The organism is Bacillus sp. z50 (assembly GCF_058313585.1).
Genome location: NZ_JBZFQL010000001.1, coordinates 784990 through 810357, shown reverse-complemented (window position 1 = coordinate 810357; position 25368 = coordinate 784990). Strand labels below are relative to the sequence as shown.

Here is a 25368-nt window from a genome sequence, read left to right as displayed (position 1 = left end):
AGTACTAAAAATAGAGTATTGTATCAGAGCTTACAATCATTAAGAATATGTAAGGCTAAAAGAAAAGATGGAAGGAAGGTAGATTGATGAATAAGACAGAAGAAATGGTTTCCAACCAGGTTCTGGGTGTATTAAGTGGAAAGAGTAATGAAGATCCATTTTCTGTATTTGCAAAAATGCGCGAGCTTGGGCCTATCGTTTCTATTCCCAACCCTTTGGGAGAGGCAGATCGTCAAGCTTGGATGGTTGTACATATGGATGAGGCAGTCCAAATCCTTAAAAATCACAAACAATTTACTGTAGATCCTTCCTCTATTGATGGAGAAAAGGGTTTTAGAGATAAAATTTATAGCGAGGTAGATACATCAGCACCTGACACATTTTTTACCGGCAAATCAATGCTTTTTGTTGATGGTATGGACCATAGGAGATTACGGATGTTGGTCTCAAAAGCATTTACACCAAGATATATGGAAGGCTTGCGACCGCGTATTCAAGAAATTGCAGATGAATTACTTGATAAAGTTCAATCTAAGGGTGAAATGGATCTTGTAAAAGACTATGCTTACCCATTACCAATTAATGTGATTTCTGAAATGTTGGGGGTGCCATACGCAGATCGTGAAAAACTCAATATATGGTCCTCCGCGATTGCGAAGGGGATGGGCTGGGGGAGACAAGACCCTACTGTAGCAGCCCATTTACAGGAATTTGGAGAATACACCCAAAACCTGGTTGCAGAAAAGAGAGCCAATCCTTCTGATGATTTAATTAGTCAGCTTATTGCGATTGAAGCAGAAGGAGAACGTCTTGAAGAATCAGAATTAATCTCAATGATTACTTTATTAATTTTTGCTGGGCATGAAACCACCTCAAACTTAATCGCAACGGGATCGATGTTGTTGTTTGAACATCCTGAACAACTTGAAGCATTAAAAAGCGATCTAAGTTTAGTTCCATCAGCTGTAGAGGAATTATTACGTTTCAACGGTCCATCTACAAGTGTGGGTCCACGCTTTGCAAAAGAGGATGTAGAGATAGGCGGCAAAAATATTAAAAAAGGAGATATGGTTCTTGTGACGGTAAAAGCCGCGAATCGAGATGAGGAAGTATTTACTGATTCAGAAGGGTTAGACGTGAAGCGGAAAATAAATCATCACCTAGCATTTGGACATGGTGTCCACACCTGCTTAGGAGCTCCGCTTGCAAGAGTAGAGGGAGATATTGCATTTACTACCCTATTAAAACGTTTTCCTGACTTAAGACTGAATGTACCTCAGGAGGAAATTCAATGGCAATTTGCCCTTTCCTCAAAAGGAATCGATTCACTTCCTGTTGCTTTTTAGTATATATAATAGCAAAAAGCCAAGACCTTGATTTAGAAGGTTTTGGCTTTCTGGTTATAAGTATTAAATTAATGCCTTTAAACTTTATTGTGCTGTTAAACCACCATCAATGATGAATTCACTGCCAGTTGAGTAGCTGGACTCATCAGATGCCAAGTAAAGCACTAAGTTAGAAACTTCTTCAGATTGAGCCACACGTTTAAGAGGAATGTGTTTAGCAAATGCTTCTACGGCTGCTTTTGTATCTTCTTGTACAACCATTGGTGTAGCAATGACACCTGGGTGAATAGAGTTTACACGAATACCGTAATTTGCACATTCGATTGCAGCTGCTTTTGTCATACCGCGTACTGCAAATTTAGTATCTGTATAACCGATAGCACCAGCAACGATTCCGTTCATAGACGAGATATTAACAATCGATCCACCGCCAGCTTTTTGCATGGCTGGAATAACTGCTTTCATTCCTAAGAATACAGAAAGTTGGTTAATATCCACGATACGGCGATAATCTTCCTCAGTCATGTCTAAAATAGATTTTGCCATTGTAATACCAGCGTTATTGACTAAGACATCGACTTTTCCAAATGCTTTTTCCGCTTCTTCTACAACCTTTGCCCAATCTTCAGCACTAGTAACATTTTGTTTTACAAATAAAGCGTTTTCCCCAAGTTCAGCAGCTGTAGCTTGACCTTTTTCTACATTAAGGTCTGTTAAAACTACTTTAGCGCCTTCTTCTACTAATCTACGAGCATGTGCCGCGCCCATACCTTGAGCCGCTCCAGTAATAATAGCAACTTTACCTTCCATACGTGCCATGATGGCATTCCCCCTCAGCGCCTAATATTTAGTATTAGGCATATTATCCTACACTTATAAATTACCAAATAAATGTTCCGTTTGTCCATTATTTAGGATTAAATATCATTATATTTACATAATTTATCCATTTTTGACGAATGTTAAGAAGGCACTGCTTTCATTAGAAAAAAGAAAGTAATATAGTAGAAGTTTACTCTCTTTTAAGGATCGTTCATTTATAACTGATTCAAAGTATTCATGGATAGTTAATAGATTAATAAAACAACTAAAATAACTCCCTAAATAACTGTAGGGAGTTAATTAATGGCTATTTTAAAGAATGACATTTGTCGGGTCATCACTGTGTTGTTTATATCCAAGTATCCAATTCCAAGCATCATCCAGCTGATCGGAGTCAAAATGCTTAGCTTTAATGCCCGGTACCAGATTACTGAGTGTTGCAATCATATTAGACCAACTTTGATCTGCTACAATGGCAATCTTGTTAAATTGATTCATTCGTTTGGTATCGAATTTGATTCCTTCTGCCAGACCTTTTAGGCTGGCTCCATCGACGTTTTCAATGACAGCTAGTAAATTGAATTCCTTACCATCCAATAAATTTTCTTTTACAAAGTTATCTAATTTACGTGCATCTTCTTCAGTTGATTTCCCGTACATTTCTACTGCAATAGTAGACGGGTCCTTACTTGGTAAAAATGTTAGCATTTTTATTCCTCCTTATGCATCGTTTTATTACACAATTCCCCTGCAGCACAATGTCAAACCAATAATTGTATATTTGCGAGTATTCATTCATCCGCAGCGTCAAGGATATCTAAACTATTTTTGTTTTAACTTTACCAGTTATTATCAATCGGTACTGTTTAATCCTCTGTTCAGCGATACTAACAAGCTTTATAAATACAATATGACCGTAAAATGTGAATATTTTATGTAAAATGATAAGTCTATTTTACTAGTAGAATTAATTTTAAAAGGATTTACATATTTTCATAAAATATATACATTTACATAATTTTGTATATTCTTTATAATGAAAGCGATACCAAAAGAAGGGGTGTTCTTATGAAAGCAGAAAAAGTCATCCATCAATATCAGAATTATCTTGGAAGTGGAATAAAACCTGCGAATTTTGATGAATTTTGGGATAAACAACTGGAAGAGCTTGAACGGCTTCCATTGGATTATGAATTGGAGAGAGTTGAAATTCCTTCCCGAGTCGCTGATTTTTATAATTTGTATTTTATTGGTGTTGAAGGAGCAAGGGTGAGATGCCAATATGTTTGTCCGAAACAAGTAAATGGAAAAATACCCGGAATGCTTATGTTCCATGGATATCATGGAGACAGTGGTGATTTTGGCGATAAAGTAAGCTGGGCTGCTGAAGGCTTTTCTGTCCTTGCTATGGATTGCCGCGGACAGGGCGGGCTTTCTGAGAACAACTCTAAAGTAAAAGGAACAACGATGAAGGGACTCATCATCCGCGGTGTCGAAGAAGGGCCGGAAAGTTTGTATTTCCGTTCTGTATTTCTTGATACTGTACAGGCTGCCAGAATTTTAATGTCGATGGATGAGGTCAATGAAGAGGAAATATATATTCAGGGTGCCTCACAGGGCGGAGCTCTATCATTGGTTTGTGCAGCGTTGGAACCAAGAGTGAAAAAGGTTGTTGCGCAATATCCATTTTTAAGTGATTACCGTAAAGCTTTTGAATTTAATATTACTTCTTCTGCCTATGAGGAACTTCATTATTGGTTTCGTTTCCGTGATCCGATGCATGAGCGTGAAGATGAATTCTTCAACACTCTTGAATACATAGATTTGCAACACTTTGCACCGCGAATTAAGGCGGAAGTAAAATGGGCGATTGCCCTTGAGGATGATGTTTGTTATCCAGCCCAGCAATTTGCGGTCTACAATCAAATCACTTCGCCAAAGGAAATGATTATCTTTCCGGAATATGGTCACGAATATTTGCCGAAGCTTGGTGACCGCGTAAAGGGGTTCCTATTATATGAATAAATTGATTAAAGTAAATAAAAACAAGCTTGAGTTTCATCTATCAAACAGTAAAGTAAGTTATTTATTCCGCGTGATGGACCAAATCAATCAGCTGGAGCATTTATATTTTGGGAAAAGTATTCGTCATCAGGAAAACTTCGACTTTTTAATGGAAAGAGAAGTACGTCCATCGAATAATCAGTTTGAGGGTGATCATACTTTATCACTGGAACATATCAGACAAGAGTATCCTGGTTTTGGTACCTCGGATTTTCGCTACCCAGCACAGCAGGTTCGCTATCCAGCGGGTGACAGAATCAGTCGTTTTGAATATGCAGATTATCGAGTTATGGAAGGGAAACCAGTCCTTGATGGTCTGCCGGCTACATATACGGAATCTCCTGAGGAGGCAGAGACGCTCGAAATTCTGCTGAAGGATGCGTATTCTGAGCTGACATTATATATATTCTATACGATTTATAAAGATCGGCCGGTTATTGCCAGAAGTGCTAAATTTACGAATAATGGTTCTGAAGACTACGAGCTTGAAACAGCGATGAGCTTAAGCATCGATTTTTCAGATGATAATTTTGAATTGATTCACTTAAATGGTGCCTGGACCCGCGAAAATCATCTTGAAAGGAAACCGGTTATAACAGGCGTCCAATCGATTTCCAGTACACGTGGAGCAAGCAGTCATGCTCATAACCCATTTATGGCGTTGGTTCGACCCGAGACAACGGAGCATGCCGGTGAGGCATATGGCTTCAGTTTAATTTACAGCGGTAATTTTCTCGCCCAGATTGAGGTGGATACATACAAAGTAACAAGAGCGATGATGGGCATTAATCCATTCCAATTCGCATGGAAGCTGAAGCAGGGTGAAAGTTTCCAAACACCAGAAGCCGTACTGGTTTATTCTGACTCTGGTTTAAACGAAATGAGTCAGGCATTGCACGACCTTTATCGTACTCGATTGGCGAGGGGAGTTTGGAGGGATAAAGAACGTCCGATTCTTATTAACAACTGGGAAGCGACCTATTTTGATTTTAATGAAGAAAAAATTCTTGAGATTGCACGTAGTGGTGCTGAGCTTGGAATGGAGCTGTTCGTCCTTGATGACGGCTGGTTTGGTCAGCGTAATGATGATAGCTCTTCATTAGGGGATTGGTTTGTTAATAGTGCTAAATTGCCTAATGGAATGAAGGGGTTATCAGAAAAGATACACGCCTTGGGATTAAAGTTTGGTCTATGGTTTGAACCGGAAATGGTCTGCAAGGATACTAAGCTATTTAAAGAACATCCAGACTGGCTAATCCAGGTTCCGGGCAAGAGACTATCTCACGGCCGAAATCAGTTTGTCCTGGACTTTTCCCGATCTGAAGTAGTCGAAAATGTATACGAACAAATGGATGCGATTCTATCAGACTGTCAAATTGACTACATCAAATGGGATATGAACCGCTATATATCAGAGGCCTATTCCATAGCATTGCCGGCGGATCAGCAAGGAGAGGTATGGCATCGTTACATTTTAGGTGTTTACTCCTTATACGAGAGGCTGATAGCGAAGTATCCTGATATATTATTCGAATCCTGTGCAGGCGGTGGAGGACGTTTCGATCCAGGGATGCTCTACTATGCACCTCAAGGCTGGGCAAGTGATGATACAGATGCAGTTGAACGGTTAAAAATTCAATATGGAACTTCATTCGTTTATCCATTATCCAGTATTGGCAGTCATGTATCTGCTGTTCCGAATCATCAGGTGGGAAGGACAACAAGCATGGAAATGCGCGCTAATGTTGCCTTCTTCGGTACATTTGGATATGAGCTGGATATTACCCTTCTATCGGAGGAGGAAAAGGACCAGATTAAGAAGGATATTACCTTTTTCAAGCAGCATCGCGCTTTGATCCAGCAAGGGACATTTTTCCGGTTATTAAGTCCGTTTACCAACAATGAAACGGCATGGATGGTTGTTTCAAAGGATCAAACGGAGGCGATTGTTGGCTATTATGAGGTTTTATCAAAGCCAAATCGTCCATATGAACGATTAAAGCTAAAAGGATTGGCAGAGGACAAAATGTACCAAATCAATGGAGACGGGAAAAGGTTTGGCGATGATTTAATGCAAATCGGTCTTCTTTTCGGAGAAAACTTTACCGGAAAAGCGGATGAATTTTGGTCCAGAGAGAAAACGAAGGATTACAATAGCAAACTATTTTATTTGAATTCAATAAACTAACTGTTTAGGAGAGAGGCAATCATGAAAAAGTTTCCGGATAATTTTTGGTGGGGTGCAGCTACCTCTGGTCCCCAAAGTGAAGGTAGATTTAATAAAAAACATGCAAATGTATTTGATTACTGGTACGAAGTGGAGCCCGAGGAGTTTTACAAACAGGTTGGACCTGATACTGCCTCCAATTTCTACAATAGTTATGTAAAAGATATTCATTTAATGAAGGAAATTGGTCTTAATTCTGTCCGGACTTCCATTCAATGGACAAGATTGATTGACGATTTCGAAACAGCGACTGTCAACGAGGATGGTGTTCGCTATTATAATGATGTGATTAATGAGTTCATTAAACAAGGAATCACGCCTGTTATGGCACTCCACCATTTTGACCTTCCGGTTGAGCTATACAAGAAGTATGGCGGCTGGGAATCAAAGCATGTAGTTGACTTGTTTGCTAAGTTTGCGGGCAAATGCTTTGAGCTGTTTGGCGACCGAGTTAAGCACTGGTTTACTTTTAACGAGCCGATGGTCATTGTGGACGGCCAGTATTTATATCAATTCCATTATCCAAAGGTGGTTGATGGAAAAAGGGCAGTCCAGGTTGCGTATAACTTAAATCTGGCTTCCGCTAAAGCGATTAAGGTTTTCAGGGAGTTGGGTCTTCATAATCAGGGTGCAAAAATTGGAATTATTCTCAACCTGACTCCATCCTACCCTGCTTCCAATAAGGAAGAAGACGTAAAAGCAGGGAAAATTGCGGATCTATGGCGCAATGAGATGTTCTTAAATGCGGCTGTTTATGGAGAATTTCCGGCACAATTGGTTGAAATTTTAACAAAAGATAAAGTGATCTGGGAATCAACGGTGGAAGAACTGGCGATTTTGAAGGCAAATACCATTGATACCCTTGGCGTTAATTTCTATCATCCGTCTCGCGTGAAGGCCCCAGATATCTCACCAAACAGTACAGCCGATTGGATGCCTGACCGCTATTATGATCATTATGATATGCCTGGCAGAAGGATGAATGTGGATAAAGGATGGGAGATTTATCCGAAGGCATTGTATGATATCGCCATCAATATTCGTGATAATTATAAAAATATTGAGTGGTTTGTTTCCGAAAATGGAATGGGTGTTTCACGGGAGGAACGTTTCCTGAATGATGAAGGCATGATTGAGGATGATTATCGGATTGAATTCATCGAGGAGCATTTAGAATGGGTTCATAAAGGAATAGAAGAAGGGTCAAATTGCTATGGTTATCATCTATGGACACCTATTGACTGTTGGTCATGGAAGAATGCGTACCGTAACCGTTATGGATTTATTTCGAATAACATCCATACGCAGGTGAAGACCATCAAGAAATCGGGTTATTGGATTAAAGAAGTTAGTGAAAATAATGGATTAAAGTAAAGTGATGGATCAAGCACCTAATTTGTTTAGAATAACGGAACTGTTCTGCAAATTAGGTGTTTATTTATTATTCTCAGGGAGCAGGAAGTGAAAATCATGTCATTACTGGTTTATGATATTGGCGGTTCAACTGTAAAGTATGCGGTTTGGGATAAGGAAGAAATAGTAGATAAAGGATCATTTATCACTCCATCTACATGGGAGGAAATGAAAACATCCTTATTGCAGGTTAAACAGAAATTTGCTGATCAGTTCATGATTGAGGGAGTTGCAATCAGTTCACCTGGAGCCGTCAATCAAAGAAGAGGAGTCGTGGAAGGAGCAAGTGCTGTTCCCTATCTTCATGATTTTGAGATTTACCCTGAACTAACTAAGCTATTCGGTTGCCCCATTTCTATGGAAAATGATGCGAATTGCGCAGCGCTTGCAGAAGTATGGAAGGGTGCAGCGAAGGGGCTGAAGGATATTATTTTTGTAGTAGTTGGCACAGGTATTGGCGGTTCCGTAATTGTCGACGGGAAGATTCATCATGGGAAACATCTTTTTGGTGGAGAATTTGGGTATATGCTCTTGAACCATGATGAGACCTTCAGTACATTAGCAAGCCCGGTCAAAATGGCTGTCCGCTATGCGAAACGGTTCAATCTGCCAAGCGGAAAAATTAGCGGAAAAGAAGTATTTGAACTGGCGGAGCAGGGTGACAAAATAGCAATAGAGGAAACAGAAAAGTTCTATTATAGCCTGGCACAAGGAATCTATAACTTACAGTACAGCTATGACCCTGAAAAAATTATTATTGGCGGGGGAGTCTCGGCTAAACCAGATTTGATTCCACAATTACATCGTAAATTTAAGGAAATATTAGATAAGGTACAAATTGCAAAAATTGTTCCAGACATTGCTATTTGCAAGTTTGAAAATGATGCCAATCTTATTGGAGCAGTATACAATTATCATCTAAATCACGGCGAAAGCAAATAACAAACAAATCCTGCATCTATACCATGCAGGATTTTTATTTGGCCCTGTTTATAAAGGTTATTGCGAAGGGTTAGTAAAGGAGAAATGTTTTTGGTCTCATTTGTTTATTCATGTCCATCTGATTGTTTAAGTGAAATGCTTCGCAAACACGTTCAAGTATACTTGATGACCTCAATTTAGTGCCTATGGTAAATAGGTTAATCAAAAATATTACTTATAAAGCGAATGATCATCCTTGGTATAAACATTAAAATCTCCCAAATTATTTCACCAATGATCTCAAACAGGGATTCTTTAAAAAAGCCGTTTCTATTTCTCCTTCTATGTCTCATCTTCTTTTAACTCCTAATTAAAAATGATTGATTTGGAGCAAAACATTTACCTTTAAACAAATTCTCTTTCATTTCTTAATCGAACAATTAGCTAGATGAAGAAATAGTCTTCCGCTGCTATCAAATAAAAGAGTAGTGCACAAATAAACCAAATTAAGTAGCCTCTACGATTTGTTTCTTTTACTAAATAATTTTCTATACCATTTAATAGGAAGCTAGTTCCAAGCATAAGATACATCCAATAAAATCGACTAGTATACAACACTGGAAACGAAGCAATACCCATGCCAATCCATACAGTAATTTGTGCATACATAAGAGGTTTAACTGGATGTTCAGCTTTTTCAAAGAACAAGCTTATAATATTTTTCATAATAGAATTCATATTTTTCCCCCATAGATCATTTCAGGAACTATCAGTTCTAAATTAACTTCACTGTAATAGTTTACCATTTTTTAAGGTTATACAACTATACTAATTGAGCTAATATTAATGAAGAGGGATAAAATAAGGCTCTGCTTAAACAGAGCCGTTTATTTATTCTGGAAGTCTTTTTATTAGCTCATAACACATGCGGCCGTTATGATAAAATCCTTTCCAGGAGTCAGCGATATTTTCAGGTGTTTGGTATTGATCATTTCTGAGTGAGGAGATTACCTCTCCGTGCTCATCTATCCTTGAGAACCATTCTCCTCCCGTACGAGGGTCGTGAATCTTTTTCTGAATATACGTCCAAGTACGTTCGCTGAGTTGGATAAATTGTTCATCTTTAGTAAGCTGATAAGCATTATAAAAGCCGATAACTGCCTCTGCCTGCGCCCACCAAATCCTTGTCTTATGTATGTTTCCCTCTTTTTTAGCATCATAGATAGATCCATCCGGATCAATGCCTTCAACTGCAACCTTGTAAGCAATCTGCTTATTCATTTCTACAATATCTGGCCGGTCAAGACCGGTTATATGTAGGGTTTCGGTTAAGAGCCAGCTCGTTTCGATATCATGGCCGTAGGAGTACGCCTCTTTTGTAGACTGCCAGTTTTCATCAAAAGCGACTCTGCAAACATGTTCTGTAGGGTGATAGATTTTTGAATAAAACAAATCCAACAGATAATTGATTTTGCTCAACAGCTGCCTATCAGGCCAAACACTATATAAATTTGTATAGGCTTCTAATAGGTGAAGATGACTGTTAGTAGTAAAAACAGCATTAGCACCTTCATTCAGCAGATGATGCTCGGTCTGTATCCAGTCCTGTGTAAATTCCTCTTTGTAACCTCCGTATGTAGTAGAAAAACATGTATCTTCAAGAAGATGAAAAAGATCAATGGCATAGGTTAAGGCTTCCTTATTGTCAGATGCCTTGACATATTCACTAAGTCCATAAATAGCAAAGCTTTGTGCATAGATGTGCTTGGTTGAGATGAGAGGCTGCCCAAGGTGATCGACAAGCCAATAGATTCCTTTATGTTCTTGGTCCCATAACGCATTAATCAAGAAATGGTAGGAATGCTCAGCGGCCCGCAAATATTTTTCATCTTTCGTGAGAAGGTAAGCGCCCGAGTAGCTCCACAGGTGACGTGCTCCTACCACACCCCCTTTAGGACTATCTTTGTGCATGGTTAAATTATAATCTAGAATTCCATATGATCCGCCATTATCATAATCTAATAGTTTCATCCAAAAGGGGAGAATTCTTTCGTTTAATTCCTTTTTAAATTCAATCTTTTCCAACTGGAACAGCCTCCTCATGTTCTTCGACAATATTTTGGATCCATTTCTTAGATAACGTTCGTTTTACACCGAGAAGAGCCCGAATGATTTCATGTGAGCTTGCAAGGGCATATATAGCAACTTAATATAGCGTCTGCTCTAGGTTTTCTTTGATCATTTTCCAGGAAATAAACTCCTTTTTAACAAGCAACATGAAAAGAAAACTTGTCTGGACGAAATCATATTCAAACTGGAGATGATTAATAACTGAATCGTGATTGGAATGGTGAAGTAAAGCATTTTCCGGTAGTATTCTTGTTTATGATCCATATCTGCACGTACTTTCAATTTTTTAATTTTTCTTTACGAAAATAAATGGAAAATATATAATTAATTTACAACAAATGTATATACTTATCAATCTATTAATATTACTTTTTGTTACATTTTGTTAAATCATTTGAAAGGAGAATATGATGGATTTTATTAAGGGATTTAGCTTTGGTTATATGAGTAAGCGCGGAGAATGGGAGGATGTGAAGGCAAAACAGTCTTTAAAATCTTTAAAAGAAAGATGCGGAATTGATCATGTCGTTTTAACGGTTGTGGCAGAGCAAGATCGACCCCAGTCCACTGTAATTAACTGGAGGGAACATCCGAATGTGGTCAGTGATGAAGAAACCATCGAGATGGTCCATTTTGCACAATCACTGGGTTTAAAGGTTATTTTAAAACCGATGGTGAATGTTTCGGACGGGACATGGCGTGCCCATATTAATTTCTTTGATACCGATGTTCCGTGTGAGCCTAAATGGTCTGAATGGTTTGCCTCTTACAATGAATTCATTCTTCATTACGCGAAACTAGCTGAAGAAACGAAGTGTTCCATGTTTGTGGTCGGCTGTGAAATGGTCAATGCAGACCGCCGTGAAAAGGAATGGCGTGATTTAATAAATGAGGTCCGGAAGCTGTACAGTGGACTTGTTACTTATAATTGCGATAAGTACCAAGAAGATATTCTAAAATGGTGGGACGCTGTTGATGTGATCTCTTCTAGCGGTTATTATCCGATTGATAAATGGGAACAAGAGCTTGACCGTATTGAAAGCGTTGTCAAGAAACACACTAAACCATTTTTCTTCTGTGAAGCCGGCTGTCCGAGCTGGGAGGGTGGAGATTTGCTCCCAAATGACTGGACATTAAGAGGGAAAGCAGATGTCAATGTCCAAAAAGAGTGGTACGAAAAGATGTTTAGCACAACGGTAAAGCGAGATTGGGTAAAAGGATTTGCCTTATGGGACTGGAAAGCTCATTTATATCCTATAGAAAAGGCAGATTCTGATCAGGACTATGCTGTCTATGGAAAGCCGGCAGAAAAAGTTATTTATCGATATTATAAGGAAATCTTTTAATTTACAAGACTGAAAGATTGTCTGTTTTGTTGATAAAAAGTTACAACATTTCAAAAGTATTACTTTTTTGTAATAAAAGACTATACAAACTAAAACATAGGATGCTACAATATTTTTGTAAGCGTTTACCAAATTATACTTTGGAGGGAACTGGAATGAAGAAATTATTCCGTATGGGGGTTGCCGCAAGTGCTCTGGCCCTTGCATTAACAGGTTGCAGTGATAAGAGCAATAGTGATTCCGATTCTAAAGAGTCAGGAAAAGAAACAATCACTTTTATCAACCACAAGACAGACTGGACAGGTAATGGGAAATGGGATGAATACATAGCAGAGTTTAATAAAAATCATCCCGATATAGAAGTAAAAGTGGAAACGATTACAGACTATGCCGGTCAAATGCAAATTAGGATGAACTCAGAAGACTACGGTGATGTGTTCATGATTCCAACAACGATTAAGCCTGAAGACAATGCAAACTTCCTTGAGCCGCTTGGTAAACAGGATGAATTATCAAAGAAATATATGCTTTTAAGTGACCGTTCTTATGAAGGTACTTCCTATGGTATTCCGATTGCAGTTAATACGACTGGTGTCATCCTTAACATGAAGGTATTTAAAGATGCAGGTATTGATACTGTTCCAGCAACACCAGAAGATTTCGTAGCTGCATTAGAAACAATCAAGAAAAAGAACGCGGATGTAACTCCTTTATACACAAACTACGCTTCCGGCTGGACATTAACTAACTGGGACTTCATCCGTACAGGTGCTTCCGGTGATCCGGATGTTACGAATAAAATGGTGAAAGATAAAGAACCGTTTGCAGATGGTAAAGTAATGAACACAAGCTACAAACTTTTATATGATTTAGCGGAAAAAGGTTTAACTGAAGCTGATCCTTCCACAACTGATTGGGAACAATCCAAACAAGATTTGGCAGACGGAAAAATTGCTGTTATGGTTCTAGGCAGCTGGGCAATTGAACAAGTTCAAGCTCTTGCTGAAAATCCAGAAGATATTCAGTATGCAGCGTTCCCAATTACCGCACAAGATGGCAAACAGTATGCTGCGATTGGCGGAGACTACAATATCGGTATTAATGCGAACAGCAAACAAAAAGAAGCTGCTCGTAAGTTCGTAGACTGGTTTATTGATGAATCTAACTATACAAAAGATACAGGAGCCATCTCTCCTAAGGTTGGCGAAGAAATGCCAGCAGCTCTTAAAACGATGGAAACAGCTGGAGTAGAATTTATCCAGGCTAATCCATCACCTAAAGGAGAAGAATCTCTATTTAGTGACATCAACAACACATCTGAAATCGGTATTGATACAACAGAAGCAACGAAGCAACGTATTATCGATGCGGCAAAAGGCAATACAAAAGAATCCTTTGATGCCATTATGAAAGACTTGAACAAAAAATGGTCCAGTGCAATGGAAGAGGTTGGCAAGTAAGGAGAATCATCTTATTGAATATACTGGGGTGTTTGCAGAATTCATACTGTAACATCCCAGTTCCTCTAATACAGAAGGATTTGAAAAGTATCTTTGTCCATTAGGGCCAGCTAATGAGATAAGAGGAGTAAAAGCGATGAAAAAAATAAATTTGAGTTATAAGGCGCAGCGTCGTATTATCATTTTTCTGTTTTCAGCTTTACCTGTTTTTTTGCTTTTATTATTTTCTTATTATCCGCTAGTAAAAATGCTTCAATACAGTGTTACGGATTGGAATGGGATTAGTCCGACGAAGGAGAATGTTGGTCTCGCCAACTATTTAAAGGTCTTTACAAACCCAGAGTACTTTTCAGTATTTAAAGTCAGTCTCTACTATTTTGTAGCGACATTTATCCAGCTGGGAATTGCTTTATACTTTGCCACGATCCTAACTTTCAAGGTGAAATTCGCAAACTTTTGGAAGGGTATTTTGTTTTTTCCGTACCTTTTAAATGGAGTGGCTATTGGGTTCATCTTCTTGTATTTCTTCAAAGCCGGAGGAACATTGGATACGGTCATGACTTTCCTTGGGTTAGATAGTCAAATCCAATTATGGCTTGGAGACCGTTCTATAAACAATATGTCCCTGGCGTTTACGTCGATTTGGAGATATATGGGGTTCAACTTCATCATATTCCTGGGAGCTATTCAGTCCATTGATCCTGAAATTTATGAAGCAGCGGAAATTGATGGTGCCAGCCGGTTCCAGCAATTTTTATACATTATTTTACCGAGTATCAAACAGATTGTGTTCCTGAATATCATTTTAGGAATAAGCGGTTCCCTAAGTGTATTCGATATCCCATACATTATGACGGGTGGATCAAATGGAACGAAAACCTTTGTCATTCAAACAATCGATACAGCCTTTAAGTACCAGAAGCTAGGACTGGCGTCTGCCATGGCCCTCATATTGTTAGTCATTGTCATCGTCGTGACATTAATTCAAAAATACATGACTAGAGAGAAAGAGGTGTGACCATGAAGGCAAATGTCAGTGTGACAGAACCAAAGATTCCAGCAAAGCAGGATCATGCATACAACATTAAGAAACTGCTTGGCGCCATTGTAAAATACGGCAGCTTACTGCTTGGAGTAGCGGTTGCTATTTTACCTGTATTGGTTGTGTTTATTGGATCATTCAAGTCAAAAGAGGAATTCCTGACAACTGGTGTTCTTGCTTTACCGGAACAATTTACGTTTGACAATTATACAAGAGCATTCATAGATGGCCAAATGACTGTTGGGTTTAAAAATACGCTTATCATCTTTATTGTTTCAATTGTAGGAAAACTCTTGCTTGGAACGATGATTGCATATGTTTTGAACCGATTTGATTTTAAATTGAAGAAACCTATTATGGGACTCTTCCTCCTTGCAACCCTGATTCCGGCAATCACTACACAGGTTGCAACATTCCAGATTATTGAAGGAATGGGCTTATTCAATACGATTTGGTCGGTTATTGTGCTGAATCTTGGCACAGACGTAATAGCTGTCTATGTATTCCTGCAGTACCTTAACAATATTCCAGTTTCATTGGATGAAGCAGCAATCATGGAAGGCGCATCTTACTTTCAAATTTACCGCAAGATTATCTTGCCTTTGCTCAAAGCTCCAATGATTACGATTCTTATTATTAGCGGTGTGGGAATCTACAATGACTTCTACAATCCATTCCTGTATATGCCGTCACCTGAATTGAAGGTTATTTCAACAGCGTTATTTGCCTTTAAAGGACCATATGGAACGGATTGGCCGGTCATTCTGGCGGGTGTTATTATCGTAATTACACCAATACTAATCGTCTTCCTGGCCCTTCAAAAGTATATTTATAACGGAGTTTCTGGTTCAGTAAAATAAGTATTTCAAGTCCATTATAGTAGAGGAAGAAAAAACTGCTTGAAAGGAAAGCCCTTCTTTTCAAGCAGCTCTTTTTATAAAGGTATTAGTTTGTCAGAATCTTAGGGATGAAGACAATTTTTTTGGTCGCAATGATTAATAGAGGCGGTGCCAAAAAAATAAAGGCGACTAAATTTACTTTGATTATCAATGTGAAAGCTAAGATCATCAGCAATATAACCAGGCTACGGAGTGGATGGCGAATGCAAGTATCAAAAGCCAGTGCATAGATCCATTTTGCGGAATGAGTATTCCGTTGATCATGAGCAAGGAAGTAAATGCTATAAATAGCAATGGTCCATAAAAGAAAAGTCCAGATCAAAATCGGTATTTGCAGCCATGTTAAGATAGGCAAGGCCTCGTGAAGCGGTGGATAGATAGACATCAGTGAAAGTCCGCTGAATAAAAACAATAGAAACGATAACCCTATATAACTTTTATTCTTTTTATAGGATTCTTGAAAAGCTGAACGGATTGAATCATCTTCTTTCCGGTGAATGAGTTCAACAGCATGGATCAGTCCGACTGAAGCGGAAACAAACCCATAGATGATTCCACCTCTAAGTATATAAAGCCAGAAATAATAGCTGGAAATAGTATATTGAGAGACGAAATCAATAAAAAGTTTTATCAGATTCTTCATGTTGGCCCACCCTAACTTTTACAATATATTCTATATATACCTTTAAATGATTACAAATTCAAGGGAAAGTTATAATCATTTAAAGATATAAGTATAATCATATCTTCAAGCATGATTTGATATTTCGATGTAATACGTTATATGGAATAGAACAAAGAATCAGGTCATTGATTACTATAATTTGCATACCTTTACTTTTACACTATATTTTTCCTGTGATAGTATTTATGATTGACTTATAAGAAGCGTTTAGGAAGGTGTTAGGAATGAACAAGTACGAGGCCATTGCAAATGAAATGAGGCGAAGGGTAAAGAGTGATTATTACTCAAAGGACCAGCCGATTCCAGACGAATATACTCTTTCGAAAGAATTTGACAGCAGCAGGGTAACGATGAAAAAAGCTTTGAATATTCTTGTTACAGAGGGGCTTTTATATAGGAAAAGAGGACATGGTACCTTTATTATCGAGCCTCCATTTGATGACAATAAAGTGAATATCATCAGTGAAGAAAATATTGGACTATCCAATCTGGCCAATAATGATGAGGTAAAAAGCAAGGTAATTGCCTTTGAAATTCAATTTCCCTCTGAGCAAGTAGCCAGTAAACTAAGGATCAGCCTTGATACACCTGTCTATCATATTATTCGTCTCAGGATTGTAAATGATGAACCATATGTAATAGAAAAAACATACATGCCGGCTAATCTGGTTCCCGGTATTAATGATGAGGTTCTTCATTCTTCCATATATAAGCATATTAAAGAAACACTTGAATTAAAAATGGGTGGAGCACACCGTAAAATCAGAGCATGTAAATCAAATGAACTGGATCAAAAATACCTGGATTGCAGAGCTGACGATCCTATCTTGGAAGTCGAACAAGTTGCCTTTTTGATTACTGGTATACCATTTGAATACTCTTTCTCACGGCATCATCACGACAAGTTCGTCTTTACAACGGTAACGGTAAATCGATAGGAAACCGCATAATTTGGCTCAGAAAAAGAAAAGGTGACTCTAGAGAGAATAGGGTCACCTTTTCTTATTGTAAGAATAACTTGAGTTGTACAAATCTTATTGGGGTGTCTTTATAGATATTAAGTTTACCTCCTATCAAAACTATTTTTAAAAGGAGGCAGAATACCTTATTGCTAGTAGGAAAACTGTAATTCTAAAGTGGGTGTCTATGGTTTATTTAATGAATGATTCAAACGATTAATTTCTCGCTTCCAAAATAGATACTGGAAGACCCAGAACATTAAATAAATGACCACAAAGATAAGGAAGTAAAGTGAAAATCCTATAAAGGAATGCTCCATCCAATGGGAGTAATAGGCGACAGGAAACATGGCGATGGTAACTAAGCAAAAGTGTAGAGTTGTTTGTTTTGTAAGACTCCAATTATCATGTTCAAAAATGATAGAGCCTGCAGCAAAAGCAACTCCTAATAATCCGCTTAAAATAAATTGCAGTAGATAGGCATTTAATTCTGTACCCATGGTCTCTATTAAGCTGGGTACTACAGCGTAAAACGTCCCATCCCCAATGCCAAGTGAAATGCAAAGGGTTATAAAGGTTGATATAAAAACGCCTAGCGGAAATCCTATTGCCCCTCTTACGATAATTGTCTTCATCTTCATCACCTCATATTCCTAAATGTTTTTTTATCTTATTAATATAACGCCTCGAGACATATGATTGATCGCCGGTATTGAATTTCAGAGTGATTGTTCCGCTTATGCTCATATCTAAGCTTTTAACTTTTTCAAAATTGACAATCTCAGAGTTTGAAATTCTGATGAATTGTTGGCGCGGGACCATTTCTTCTAATTGGTATAATCTTTGTCGTAAGCGCAATTTTTCATTATTTACTTGTGCATAAACATATTGACCTTCAGTATAAATCCGCAAGATATCGTCCATTTGTATCAAAAGAATTTCATCACCTTTATAACCCATCAGTGATTGGTATTCATTGCCTGAAAGTTTTTCAAGTAAACTTGAAATTTCATTTGTCATCTCACTAGCATGTATGACGATTTTGGGATCTTTACATTCACTATCTAACTGGATTTCTATCCTCATATTCCACCCCCACCCTTTTTTATGGATCTTTCTCCCTTTATTATAGGAAGCAATTGGATATAGTACTACAGCTTTTATATACCTGGTCAGATTTCTAATATATATGGATGAAAATGAATAATAGCATGATAATCAGTGGAACCAATCCTTAGGGATTAAACCCGTGGCCAACTATGAGCCGAAGTTTAAGGGGGTGAACTTAAATGACCGAAAACCTACAAAGCAGGGGACAATCCTTTTTTAATGAAGAAACAGTTAGTTAGGGTTAGATGGGAAGCAGAGATGCTATATTCAGCGTGAAAGATCTACAATTGATAATCTCCAGATGATACTCAAGAGAAATCGAATACACTCAGTTAAATTTGAATTGTTAACAGGAAGTAAAGGTGAACTTAAAGGTAAAATTAGCACAAGAAAAAGAGATTCATCAAAATTGACGAATCTCTTTTTCTATTACAGTGGATTTCTTTATTTCTTTCGGAAGAATGCTTTTCTAAATCCTTATTGAAACGCGTAACTGATACCGATTAATCAATTTTATCCTTCAAAGGCTTCATTCTAATTGATGCGATAACGAGTACGACAATTAAAATCATACCGAGATATCCAAACAGTGGGTAGAAAAAGGAAACTAACTGCTTGAATCCAAAGAAGCTTGCAGCAAAAGCGACGAGTACAGAAATAACCACGAACCAATTGTATTTTTTCGTTTTCGGGGTAAAGAAGCGTGTACCAAACGAAAAGAACATACTAACAGCTGAATTAAAAATCATGCCGAATAGAATGATGGAATAGAGAACTCCAAAAAGTGGTGATATTTGATTGGCCAGCCCTAGTGAGGGCATGTCCAAGTGCCCTACCTTATCAACTTGTGCAAAGATGGCTAGATGATGCAGGACAATTAAAATTCCTACACCTATACCTCCCGCCAGTCCTCCAATCGAAGCAATTTTCTCCTTGGGTTCATCGCCGCCCATTACCAGAGTCATGGATGCTCCCATTGCGATTGCAAGTGAAACATAATTAATAATAGAACTCAGCCAATGATTTGTAGCCGAAGACTGTTCGTTCGCTATAGAGTCAAGCTCAAAGAAAGAATATTCCATGGTCACCATACTATGTATAAATAATACGACCACTCCCAATATGAGAAAAGGGGTTATCATAGCAATAACTTTTACAACCCGGTCTACGTCGGAAAGGATTGTGATTAAAATGAGAATCGTCATGATAATGATGCCAACGAAACTTGGCAACCCAAACTGCTGATTGAAAATAGACCCTGAACCAGAAATCATGACAATTCCAATTCCAAAAAGGATAAATACGAGGATAGAATCGATGAGAACGCCGAGGTAACGTCCACTGATTTTGTAAATAACTTCCTTATGTGAGTCTGTCTGAAGCCGGCTGCCCAGCTTAGTTAAAACCATTCCCAAATATCCGAACAATAGGATCGAGAGAAAGGCTCCAATCGTTCCCTTCATTCCAAAACTAGTAAAATACTGTAAAATTTCTTGTCCTGATGCAAAACCGGCACCTATGATAATTCCCATAAATGCACTGGCTATTTTAATAATATTCTTCATGTCTCCTCCATTCGTAGTATTATAAAGAATTTGAGGCACGGTTCAGCCACTGCTTCTGAACCGGAATAGTCCTCAATAGAATTATTTTCCCTATATAAATAGTGTTAAACAAAAAATATGAAAATAGAAGAATTTGTTTGTGAGAAAAGAGACAGCAGTGTACAGGAAATAATTAAGCTTTTTATAAGATGGGAGGTTAGTGCAAGAAGGATATTAGGAGCGAAAAAAAGAATAGATTATGCAATACATAATTCCATCAAATTAAAGGAGTGAGTAGTTGATGAATATTCGTATTTTAGAAGAGTCCGATGCTCATTTATATCAGAAAGTGCGATTGAATGCATTGAAAATGAACCCGGAAGCATTCGGTTCAACCTATGAGAGAGAGGTGGGATATTCATTAGACATGGTAAAGGAACGAATAAAACCAACAATGGACAAGTATATTGTAGGTGCCTTTGATAATCGGAAATCTTTAATTGGCATTGTTACCTTTGTGCGTGAAGACAATCTCAAAACCAGGCATAAAGGGAATGTTTATGGAATGTACATAGCTCTAGGCAATCGAGGTCAGGGTTTAGGAAAGTTATTAATGAATGAACTTATTAGTAGGGCGAAGAACTCTGAAGGATTGGAACAAATCAATTTAACGGTTGTATCTGATAATCACTATGCAAAGAAATTATATACGTCGTTGGGATTTGAAGTCTATGGTATAGAAAGAAATGCCTTAAAGTTTAATGGCCGATATTATGATGAGGATTTGATGGTACTAAAATTAGCAGTGAAATAGAGATATCTTTTAGATGACTTGTCTTTATGGAAATAAGAAGGAAAGCTTATGGATTATGCTATTGGTCAATGAAATCAAATTGGTTAAGCAGCATTATGGTCTTATAGTGAACATAAGTTAAGAATAAAATTGAACTATCAAAATCCAGTTTGTAAATTATTCCACAGATTTTAAAATCGAAGGTAATAAATTAATCATAGATTTAGATAAGGTGTAGGGCAGGGAAGAAGGATTTAATAATAAATTAATAGAAAATATTTTATACAGGTTAGTTAACAAGATGGTTTTCCAATTTAAGGCGGTGAGGTTATGAATGATAAAACTCTTAAAAGCAGTAATGATTTTGAACATTTGGTTAGGCTGATTGATTCAGTTCCTCAAAAACAATCAACTTTGTTAATTGGGATAGATGGCTGTGGAGGTTCTGGGAAAAGCACACTCGCTGATAAGTTAAAAGGGAGATTATTAAATACAACTATTGTGCATATGGATGATTTTTATTTACCCTCTTCTCGAATTCTAAAAACACTTCCAAAGAACAAGCCTATAGGTGCAGATTATGATAGGAGGCGTATTTTAAATCAGGTTCTTGAACCCATAGCTCAAAATAAAGAAGGACATTATCAGCGATATGATTGGGTAATGGATGGTTTAGCGGAGTGGCATACTGTTCCAGTTGGAGGAATTGTCATAATAGAAGGTGTTTACGCAATATGTCAGGAATTTTTTAATAAATATGATTTTACGATATGGGTTGAATGTCCACGAGAAACAAGGCTTTCACGAGGTCTTGAAAGAGACGGAGAAACAGCACGTGATAGGTGGGAAAATAATTGGATGCTATCAGAAGACGTTTATGTTGAAACCTATAAACCTTTTGAAAAAGCTAACTTAATAGTAAGTGGTATTGAATAAATATACTAACATCAGGATAACAGATTTTTATCTTTTCTAAAAGAAGGGTAAATATTAAGCAATCGATTCCAGAGGAATTTAAAACTGAAAAATGGTATAAGGATAGAATTTGATTTCATCAGTACAATTTCTATTATGCTAATTGGCTAAGAAGAATTAATGTCTTTTTGTGTTGAATTTCTTATTGGAATACAGGAGCAGGCTAACGGAATAAAAGTGGTGAAAGGAGGAATCAATTTGAAAAAGAAAAAAAGATTTTTAGTAGTCGGCTTGCTGGTATTATTAGTGATAATAATATTTCCGCCTATATTAGGACAAATGGTACACAATAATGATTCGCCAAAATCTGCAATAAGAGATGAAATACTCAAAGACGGGCATCCATATCAAAGTTTCTTTGCTTTAATAACGAAGAATGATTATAAAGATAAAGTATACGGACAGCTATACAATGTAAATTGGTTTGACTACGACAATCCTACAGGACATACGGCAACACTGTGTTATTCAACAAAGATAGAGAGCGAAAAATACGAAGTCTCTTGTGGTACAGGGCCATAATACATTAGTTTGATTTCTACCCTTGAGGCCCTATGATCATTTCAAATTTGCTATTTCACAAACGGAGCAGTTTAGTTACATGAGGTTTTAACTAGCAAAGGTAGCAATGTTCTATTACATAAAACCAAAAGTGTGGAGAGAAAATATGAAACCAAATTATACTGACTTAGGATACGCAGATAAAATGGGTCCGAAATTAAGAATGTTAGTAGAAAAACAGCTATGTGATGACCTCGTTTTTTATGGAATAACGGCGAATAAGTTTAAATTTGATTGGTCTGAAAGTTGTATAGAGGGTAACGATGCCAGTTATTTAGATGGGGTCGTGGAAAACTTTCGGGAATTAATATATTTGATGAAAAAGATAACCATATTGCAGAGGGATGGATGGAGTTTATTTATGAGCCAACTTATAACGTTTTCATTTCTTATTGGGAATTTCTTACCTACTTTAATGTGGGGATAGAAATTGATATTAAAGATAGAGTAGGAATCCCCCTTCATATTTTTAATAAGATTCCAGTAACGATACGATTTAAGTATGAGACGAAGCTACTAACAGATTTTTAAATTATATCAAGTTATGAATAAATGTAATTAAGCAACCAGAGGCATTGATCAAAGAAGGATTAATGTCTTTTTGTGTTGAATTTCTTATGGAAGTAAAGGGGGCAGATTAGTTCAAGAGTGTTGTTTAACTATTGCTCAACAATCGCTATAACAATACGTCATTAATAGAAAAGGGGCATTCAATTGAGTTCTTTGAAATTTAGTATTAGTCGGTTGCTTTTGTACTTTGTACTTGTATCATTATTTCTCTTTGTTTCGGGTAATGTCGGACAATATTTGACTGAAACTCAAGGTATGGATCGACAAAATAGTATGCTTTTACAAGGAGTAATCTTTAGCGGGTTAACGCTTTTTGTACTATATATATTTAAAAGAAAAAAACTGACTTGTTTAAGAATATTGGCTTAAAGGGTGTAAATTCACCATCTAGTTTGATCGTCGGAATCGCGTTGCCTTTTATATTAGTCATAACAGGAATTATAACAGCTTATTTATTTGGTGGCATTGAAAATGTCAGCTTGAACCTGACAGCCACTGTTATAATTTCCATTTTAATTAATACAGTGACAGCATTTATGTATGAAGCATTTCCAGAAGAAGTCTTTATCCGAGGACTAATCTTTGAAGAGTTGCATAAGAAATTTCGCTTCATCATCGCATTGATTTTACAGCCGTTAATCTTCATTTGTGTTCCGGTTGCGGTGATGGCATTGGAGTCAATATTCTTTAGTGAGCCATTTACGTTAACTATAGATTATATTATATTGCTCTTTACATTTGGAATTGCTCTACAGTTATATAGAAGGTATACAGGAACAATATGGATGAGTATGATCTTCCATGTCGTTTATCTTGAAGTGACTAGATATATATCCATGGGAGGTATGTATGACCAAGACGTCGCTCTTTTAATATTCGATGAGACATTTAGTGGATTCATGACTCTATACTTGTCGTTTCTGTTTATAGTGGTATTTAGTGTAGTGGTGTTGTCATTTTTATTAATAATTGATAAAAGAAAAAATAAGCTATAAATATATTCACCTTTTTCTAGTCAAAAATTCATATCAGAAGTATTATACAGAAATAAACAGGGGCATTGATCAAAGGATGATTAATGCCTTTTTATGTTGAACTTCTTATGGAAGTAACGGGGCAGGTTAGCGGAACAAGGATATATGATTTATAAGAAAAGGGTGTTAAATATGAATAAAGCAGAAAGAACTGCAGGTTTACGAACTTTACAGTTTTTATGTAAAGGAACCAGACTAGAGGGACTTAATTTTTATGGTTTAAGGTTACTTCTTTCGGAGAGTGAAAATAATTCTAATCGAATAAATGGTCAAATTTATATTAATATTGAGAGTCCAATTTGTTTATTTGAGTTAATGCCTAAAAAAATCCCATTATTAAACGAATTATCTAAAAAAGATTCGATTGAATCTTTAAAGATGTTATGTGAGTTGAGATTAAAACAAATTGTGGATGTTTCTTTAGGTGTTGAAAGTCCACATTTATTCTTAACGTTTGACTCTGGTGAAGTATTGTTTATATGGGGCCAGAATGAGCAGTACGAGAGTTGGCAAGTAGGAGTTATGGATTCTGAAGATGGTGAGCATTGGGAGATAATAGCTTGTCCTAATGATAGTTTAGCAATATGGGGACCAGAAGATATTGTAGGTAATATATAATTTCCTTGTAGAACTAAAGAGGGTATTGATCTAAGTGGTTTAATGCCTTTTTATGTTGAATTCCTTAGTGAAGTAAAGGGGCAGGCGAGAAAATTTTATAGAGAAATAGGTGTTTTGTTGCAACTACGGAAAAGTTAGATTAAGTTTAAGATATATTTGAATGCATTTGAAACAAAAAGTAAGAGGTGAATTTTTATGAGTTGGAAACTCAAAAAATTTGATGAGTTAACAAATATTGAACTATATAATCTTTTAAAAGAAAGAACTTTAGTTTTTGTGGTGGAACAAAATTGTCCTTATCTTGAAGTTGATGGTAAAGATCCTTTTTCATATCATCTTTTTAAAGAAGACAATGGAGAAATCGTTGCATATTTAAGAATTGTACCCGCAGGTATTGCTTATCAAGAAACTTCTATTGGAAGAGTTATTGTAAAGAAAGAATACAGAGGACAAGGGATAGCAGGGGAACTTTTAAAGAAAGGACTAGATTTTATCCAAAACGAATTAAAAGAAACAAAGGTTAAAATTCAAGCCCAAGATTATTTAAGAAAATTCTATACTTCCTTTGGTTTTCAACCTATATCCGAAACATATTTAGAGGATAATATCCCTCACGTCGATATGATATTACAAAAATAACACACTCGTTATTACCCGGCTAGGGATTCGAGTTATATTAAGGTATAGAATGGATTGGAAAAGATTACATTTCAATAAACAGAAGCATTGATCGAGAAGGATTAATGCCTTTTTGTGTTGAATTTCTTATAGAAGTAAAAGGGCAGGCTAGCTTAATTAAGATTCGGTCTGGTTTTACAAAATGTTACAAATGAACTAGGTTTTTTAAAG

General features: G+C 36.9%; 25 protein-coding genes. 17 read left to right on the top strand and 8 right to left on the bottom strand.

Translation table 11 applies throughout. From position 1 onward, the window contains the following. Positions 1-86: 86 nt before the first annotated feature. Positions 87-1346, top strand: coding sequence for a cytochrome P450 family protein (locus AC4G3N_RS03805; protein WP_140462066.1), 1260 nt, complete (start codon positions 87-89; stop codon positions 1344-1346). A gap of 84 nt (positions 1347-1430) precedes the next feature. On the opposite strand, the gene AC4G3N_RS03800 is transcribed toward AC4G3N_RS03805, so the two are convergent. Continuing rightward, entirely contained in the window at positions 1431-2165 is a 735-nt protein-coding gene (locus tag AC4G3N_RS03800; protein WP_066104599.1) for a glucose 1-dehydrogenase, read from the bottom strand. Between the two features lie 315 nt (positions 2166-2480). Further along, complete coding sequence (locus AC4G3N_RS03795; RefSeq protein ID WP_491089775.1) at positions 2481-2876, bottom strand: SpoIIAA family protein; 396 nt, start codon at positions 2874-2876, stop codon at positions 2481-2483. A 360-nt stretch (positions 2877-3236) separates the two neighbouring features. Between AC4G3N_RS03795 and AC4G3N_RS03790 the strand changes: the two genes are divergently transcribed. From AC4G3N_RS03790 to AC4G3N_RS03775, 4 genes are all read left to right on the top strand, one after another. Then, a complete protein-coding gene (locus tag AC4G3N_RS03790) occupies positions 3237-4193 on the top strand; it encodes an acetylxylan esterase (RefSeq protein WP_140462068.1) in 957 nt (318 codons plus the stop codon). Then, positions 4186-6420: an alpha-galactosidase gene (locus tag AC4G3N_RS03785; RefSeq protein WP_140462069.1), complete on the top strand. Its 2235-nt coding sequence runs from the start codon at positions 4186-4188 to the stop codon at positions 6418-6420. Before AC4G3N_RS03790 ends, AC4G3N_RS03785 begins: the two co-directional genes overlap by 8 nt. Before the next feature lie 21 nt (positions 6421-6441). Then, complete coding sequence (locus tag AC4G3N_RS03780; protein ID WP_140462070.1) at positions 6442-7833, top strand: glycoside hydrolase family 1 protein; 1392 nt, start codon at positions 6442-6444, stop codon at positions 7831-7833. Between the two features lie 96 nt (positions 7834-7929). After that, positions 7930-8814: an ROK family protein gene (locus tag AC4G3N_RS03775; protein ID WP_491089774.1), complete on the top strand. Its 885-nt coding sequence runs from the start codon at positions 7930-7932 to the stop codon at positions 8812-8814. Positions 8815-9237: 423 nt separating this feature from the next. On the opposite strand, the gene AC4G3N_RS03770 is transcribed toward AC4G3N_RS03775, so the two are convergent. Beyond that, on the bottom strand, positions 9238-9531 hold the full coding sequence (locus AC4G3N_RS03770) for a hypothetical protein (RefSeq protein ID WP_066104564.1): 294 nt from the start codon (positions 9529-9531) through the stop codon (positions 9238-9240). Between the two features lie 153 nt (positions 9532-9684). Beyond that, positions 9685-10878 (bottom strand): AGE family epimerase/isomerase, encoded by a 1194-nt coding sequence (locus tag AC4G3N_RS03765; RefSeq protein WP_490558711.1) that lies wholly within the window; start codon positions 10876-10878, stop codon positions 9685-9687. Between the two features lie 455 nt (positions 10879-11333). Here AC4G3N_RS03765 and AC4G3N_RS03760 point away from each other — a divergent pair, with 455 nt between their 5' ends. The 4 genes from AC4G3N_RS03760 to AC4G3N_RS03745 all read left to right on the top strand — a co-directional run bounded on the left by AC4G3N_RS03760 (position 11334) and on the right by AC4G3N_RS03745 (position 15631). Beyond that, the gene (locus tag AC4G3N_RS03760) at positions 11334-12269 is read left to right on the top strand and encodes a glycoside hydrolase family 113 (protein ID WP_491089773.1); all 936 of its coding nucleotides are present in this window, start codon (positions 11334-11336) and stop codon (positions 12267-12269) included. 155 nt (positions 12270-12424) lie between these two features. Further along, on the top strand, positions 12425-13729 hold the full coding sequence (locus AC4G3N_RS03755; RefSeq protein ID WP_491089772.1) for an ABC transporter substrate-binding protein: 1305 nt from the start codon (positions 12425-12427) through the stop codon (positions 13727-13729). 136 nt (positions 13730-13865) lie between these two features. Continuing rightward, positions 13866-14747, top strand: coding sequence for a carbohydrate ABC transporter permease (locus AC4G3N_RS03750; protein WP_066104552.1), 882 nt, complete (start codon positions 13866-13868; stop codon positions 14745-14747). Between the two features lie 2 nt (positions 14748-14749). Further along, positions 14750-15631: a carbohydrate ABC transporter permease gene (locus AC4G3N_RS03745; RefSeq protein WP_139063833.1), complete on the top strand. Its 882-nt coding sequence runs from the start codon at positions 14750-14752 to the stop codon at positions 15629-15631. A gap of 85 nt (positions 15632-15716) precedes the next feature. On the opposite strand, the gene AC4G3N_RS03740 is transcribed toward AC4G3N_RS03745, so the two are convergent. Continuing rightward, on the bottom strand, positions 15717-16313 hold the full coding sequence (locus tag AC4G3N_RS03740; protein ID WP_148630034.1) for a DUF624 domain-containing protein: 597 nt from the start codon (positions 16311-16313) through the stop codon (positions 15717-15719). A 266-nt stretch (positions 16314-16579) separates the two neighbouring features. On the opposite strand from AC4G3N_RS03740, the gene AC4G3N_RS03735 reads away from it, so the two are divergent. Continuing rightward, positions 16580-17293: a GntR family transcriptional regulator gene (locus AC4G3N_RS03735; protein WP_066104544.1), complete on the top strand. Its 714-nt coding sequence runs from the start codon at positions 16580-16582 to the stop codon at positions 17291-17293. 206 nt (positions 17294-17499) lie between these two features. Here AC4G3N_RS03735 and AC4G3N_RS03730 read toward each other — a convergent pair whose 3' ends face one another. The 3 genes from AC4G3N_RS03730 to AC4G3N_RS03720 form a co-directional block, all read right to left on the bottom strand. After that, the gene (locus AC4G3N_RS03730; RefSeq protein ID WP_225983598.1) at positions 17500-17949 is read right to left on the bottom strand and encodes a DUF3021 domain-containing protein; all 450 of its coding nucleotides are present in this window, start codon (positions 17947-17949) and stop codon (positions 17500-17502) included. Between the two features lie 10 nt (positions 17950-17959). Further along, positions 17960-18400, bottom strand: a complete 441-nt coding sequence (locus AC4G3N_RS03725) for a LytTR family DNA-binding domain-containing protein (protein WP_066104538.1) — start codon at positions 18398-18400, stop codon at positions 17960-17962. A 527-nt stretch (positions 18401-18927) separates the two neighbouring features. Further along, positions 18928-19989, bottom strand: a complete 1062-nt coding sequence (locus tag AC4G3N_RS03720) for a YkvI family membrane protein (RefSeq protein ID WP_491089771.1) — start codon at positions 19987-19989, stop codon at positions 18928-18930. Between the two features lie 280 nt (positions 19990-20269). On the opposite strand from AC4G3N_RS03720, the gene AC4G3N_RS03715 reads away from it, so the two are divergent. From AC4G3N_RS03715 to AC4G3N_RS03685, 7 genes are all read left to right on the top strand, one after another. Next, positions 20270-20782: a GNAT family N-acetyltransferase gene (locus AC4G3N_RS03715; protein WP_491089770.1), complete on the top strand. Its 513-nt coding sequence runs from the start codon at positions 20270-20272 to the stop codon at positions 20780-20782. Positions 20783-21091: 309 nt separating this feature from the next. Beyond that, on the top strand, positions 21092-21697 hold the full coding sequence (locus AC4G3N_RS03710) for a uridine kinase family protein (RefSeq protein ID WP_066104531.1): 606 nt from the start codon (positions 21092-21094) through the stop codon (positions 21695-21697). Between the two features lie 237 nt (positions 21698-21934). Further along, positions 21935-22258: a YjcN family protein gene (locus AC4G3N_RS03705; RefSeq protein ID WP_491089769.1), complete on the top strand. Its 324-nt coding sequence runs from the start codon at positions 21935-21937 to the stop codon at positions 22256-22258. 145 nt (positions 22259-22403) lie between these two features. Beyond that, positions 22404-22724: a hypothetical protein gene (locus tag AC4G3N_RS03700; protein ID WP_148630026.1), complete on the top strand. Its 321-nt coding sequence runs from the start codon at positions 22404-22406 to the stop codon at positions 22722-22724. Between the two features lie 490 nt (positions 22725-23214). Then, complete coding sequence (locus AC4G3N_RS03695; protein ID WP_148630024.1) at positions 23215-23862, top strand: CPBP family intramembrane glutamic endopeptidase; 648 nt, start codon at positions 23215-23217, stop codon at positions 23860-23862. A 171-nt stretch (positions 23863-24033) separates the two neighbouring features. Next, positions 24034-24519: a hypothetical protein gene (locus AC4G3N_RS03690; protein WP_491089767.1), complete on the top strand. Its 486-nt coding sequence runs from the start codon at positions 24034-24036 to the stop codon at positions 24517-24519. 195 nt (positions 24520-24714) lie between these two features. Next, entirely contained in the window at positions 24715-25158 is a 444-nt protein-coding gene (locus AC4G3N_RS03685; RefSeq protein ID WP_139892398.1) for a GNAT family N-acetyltransferase, read from the top strand. The last annotated feature ends 210 nt before the right edge of the window (positions 25159-25368 follow it).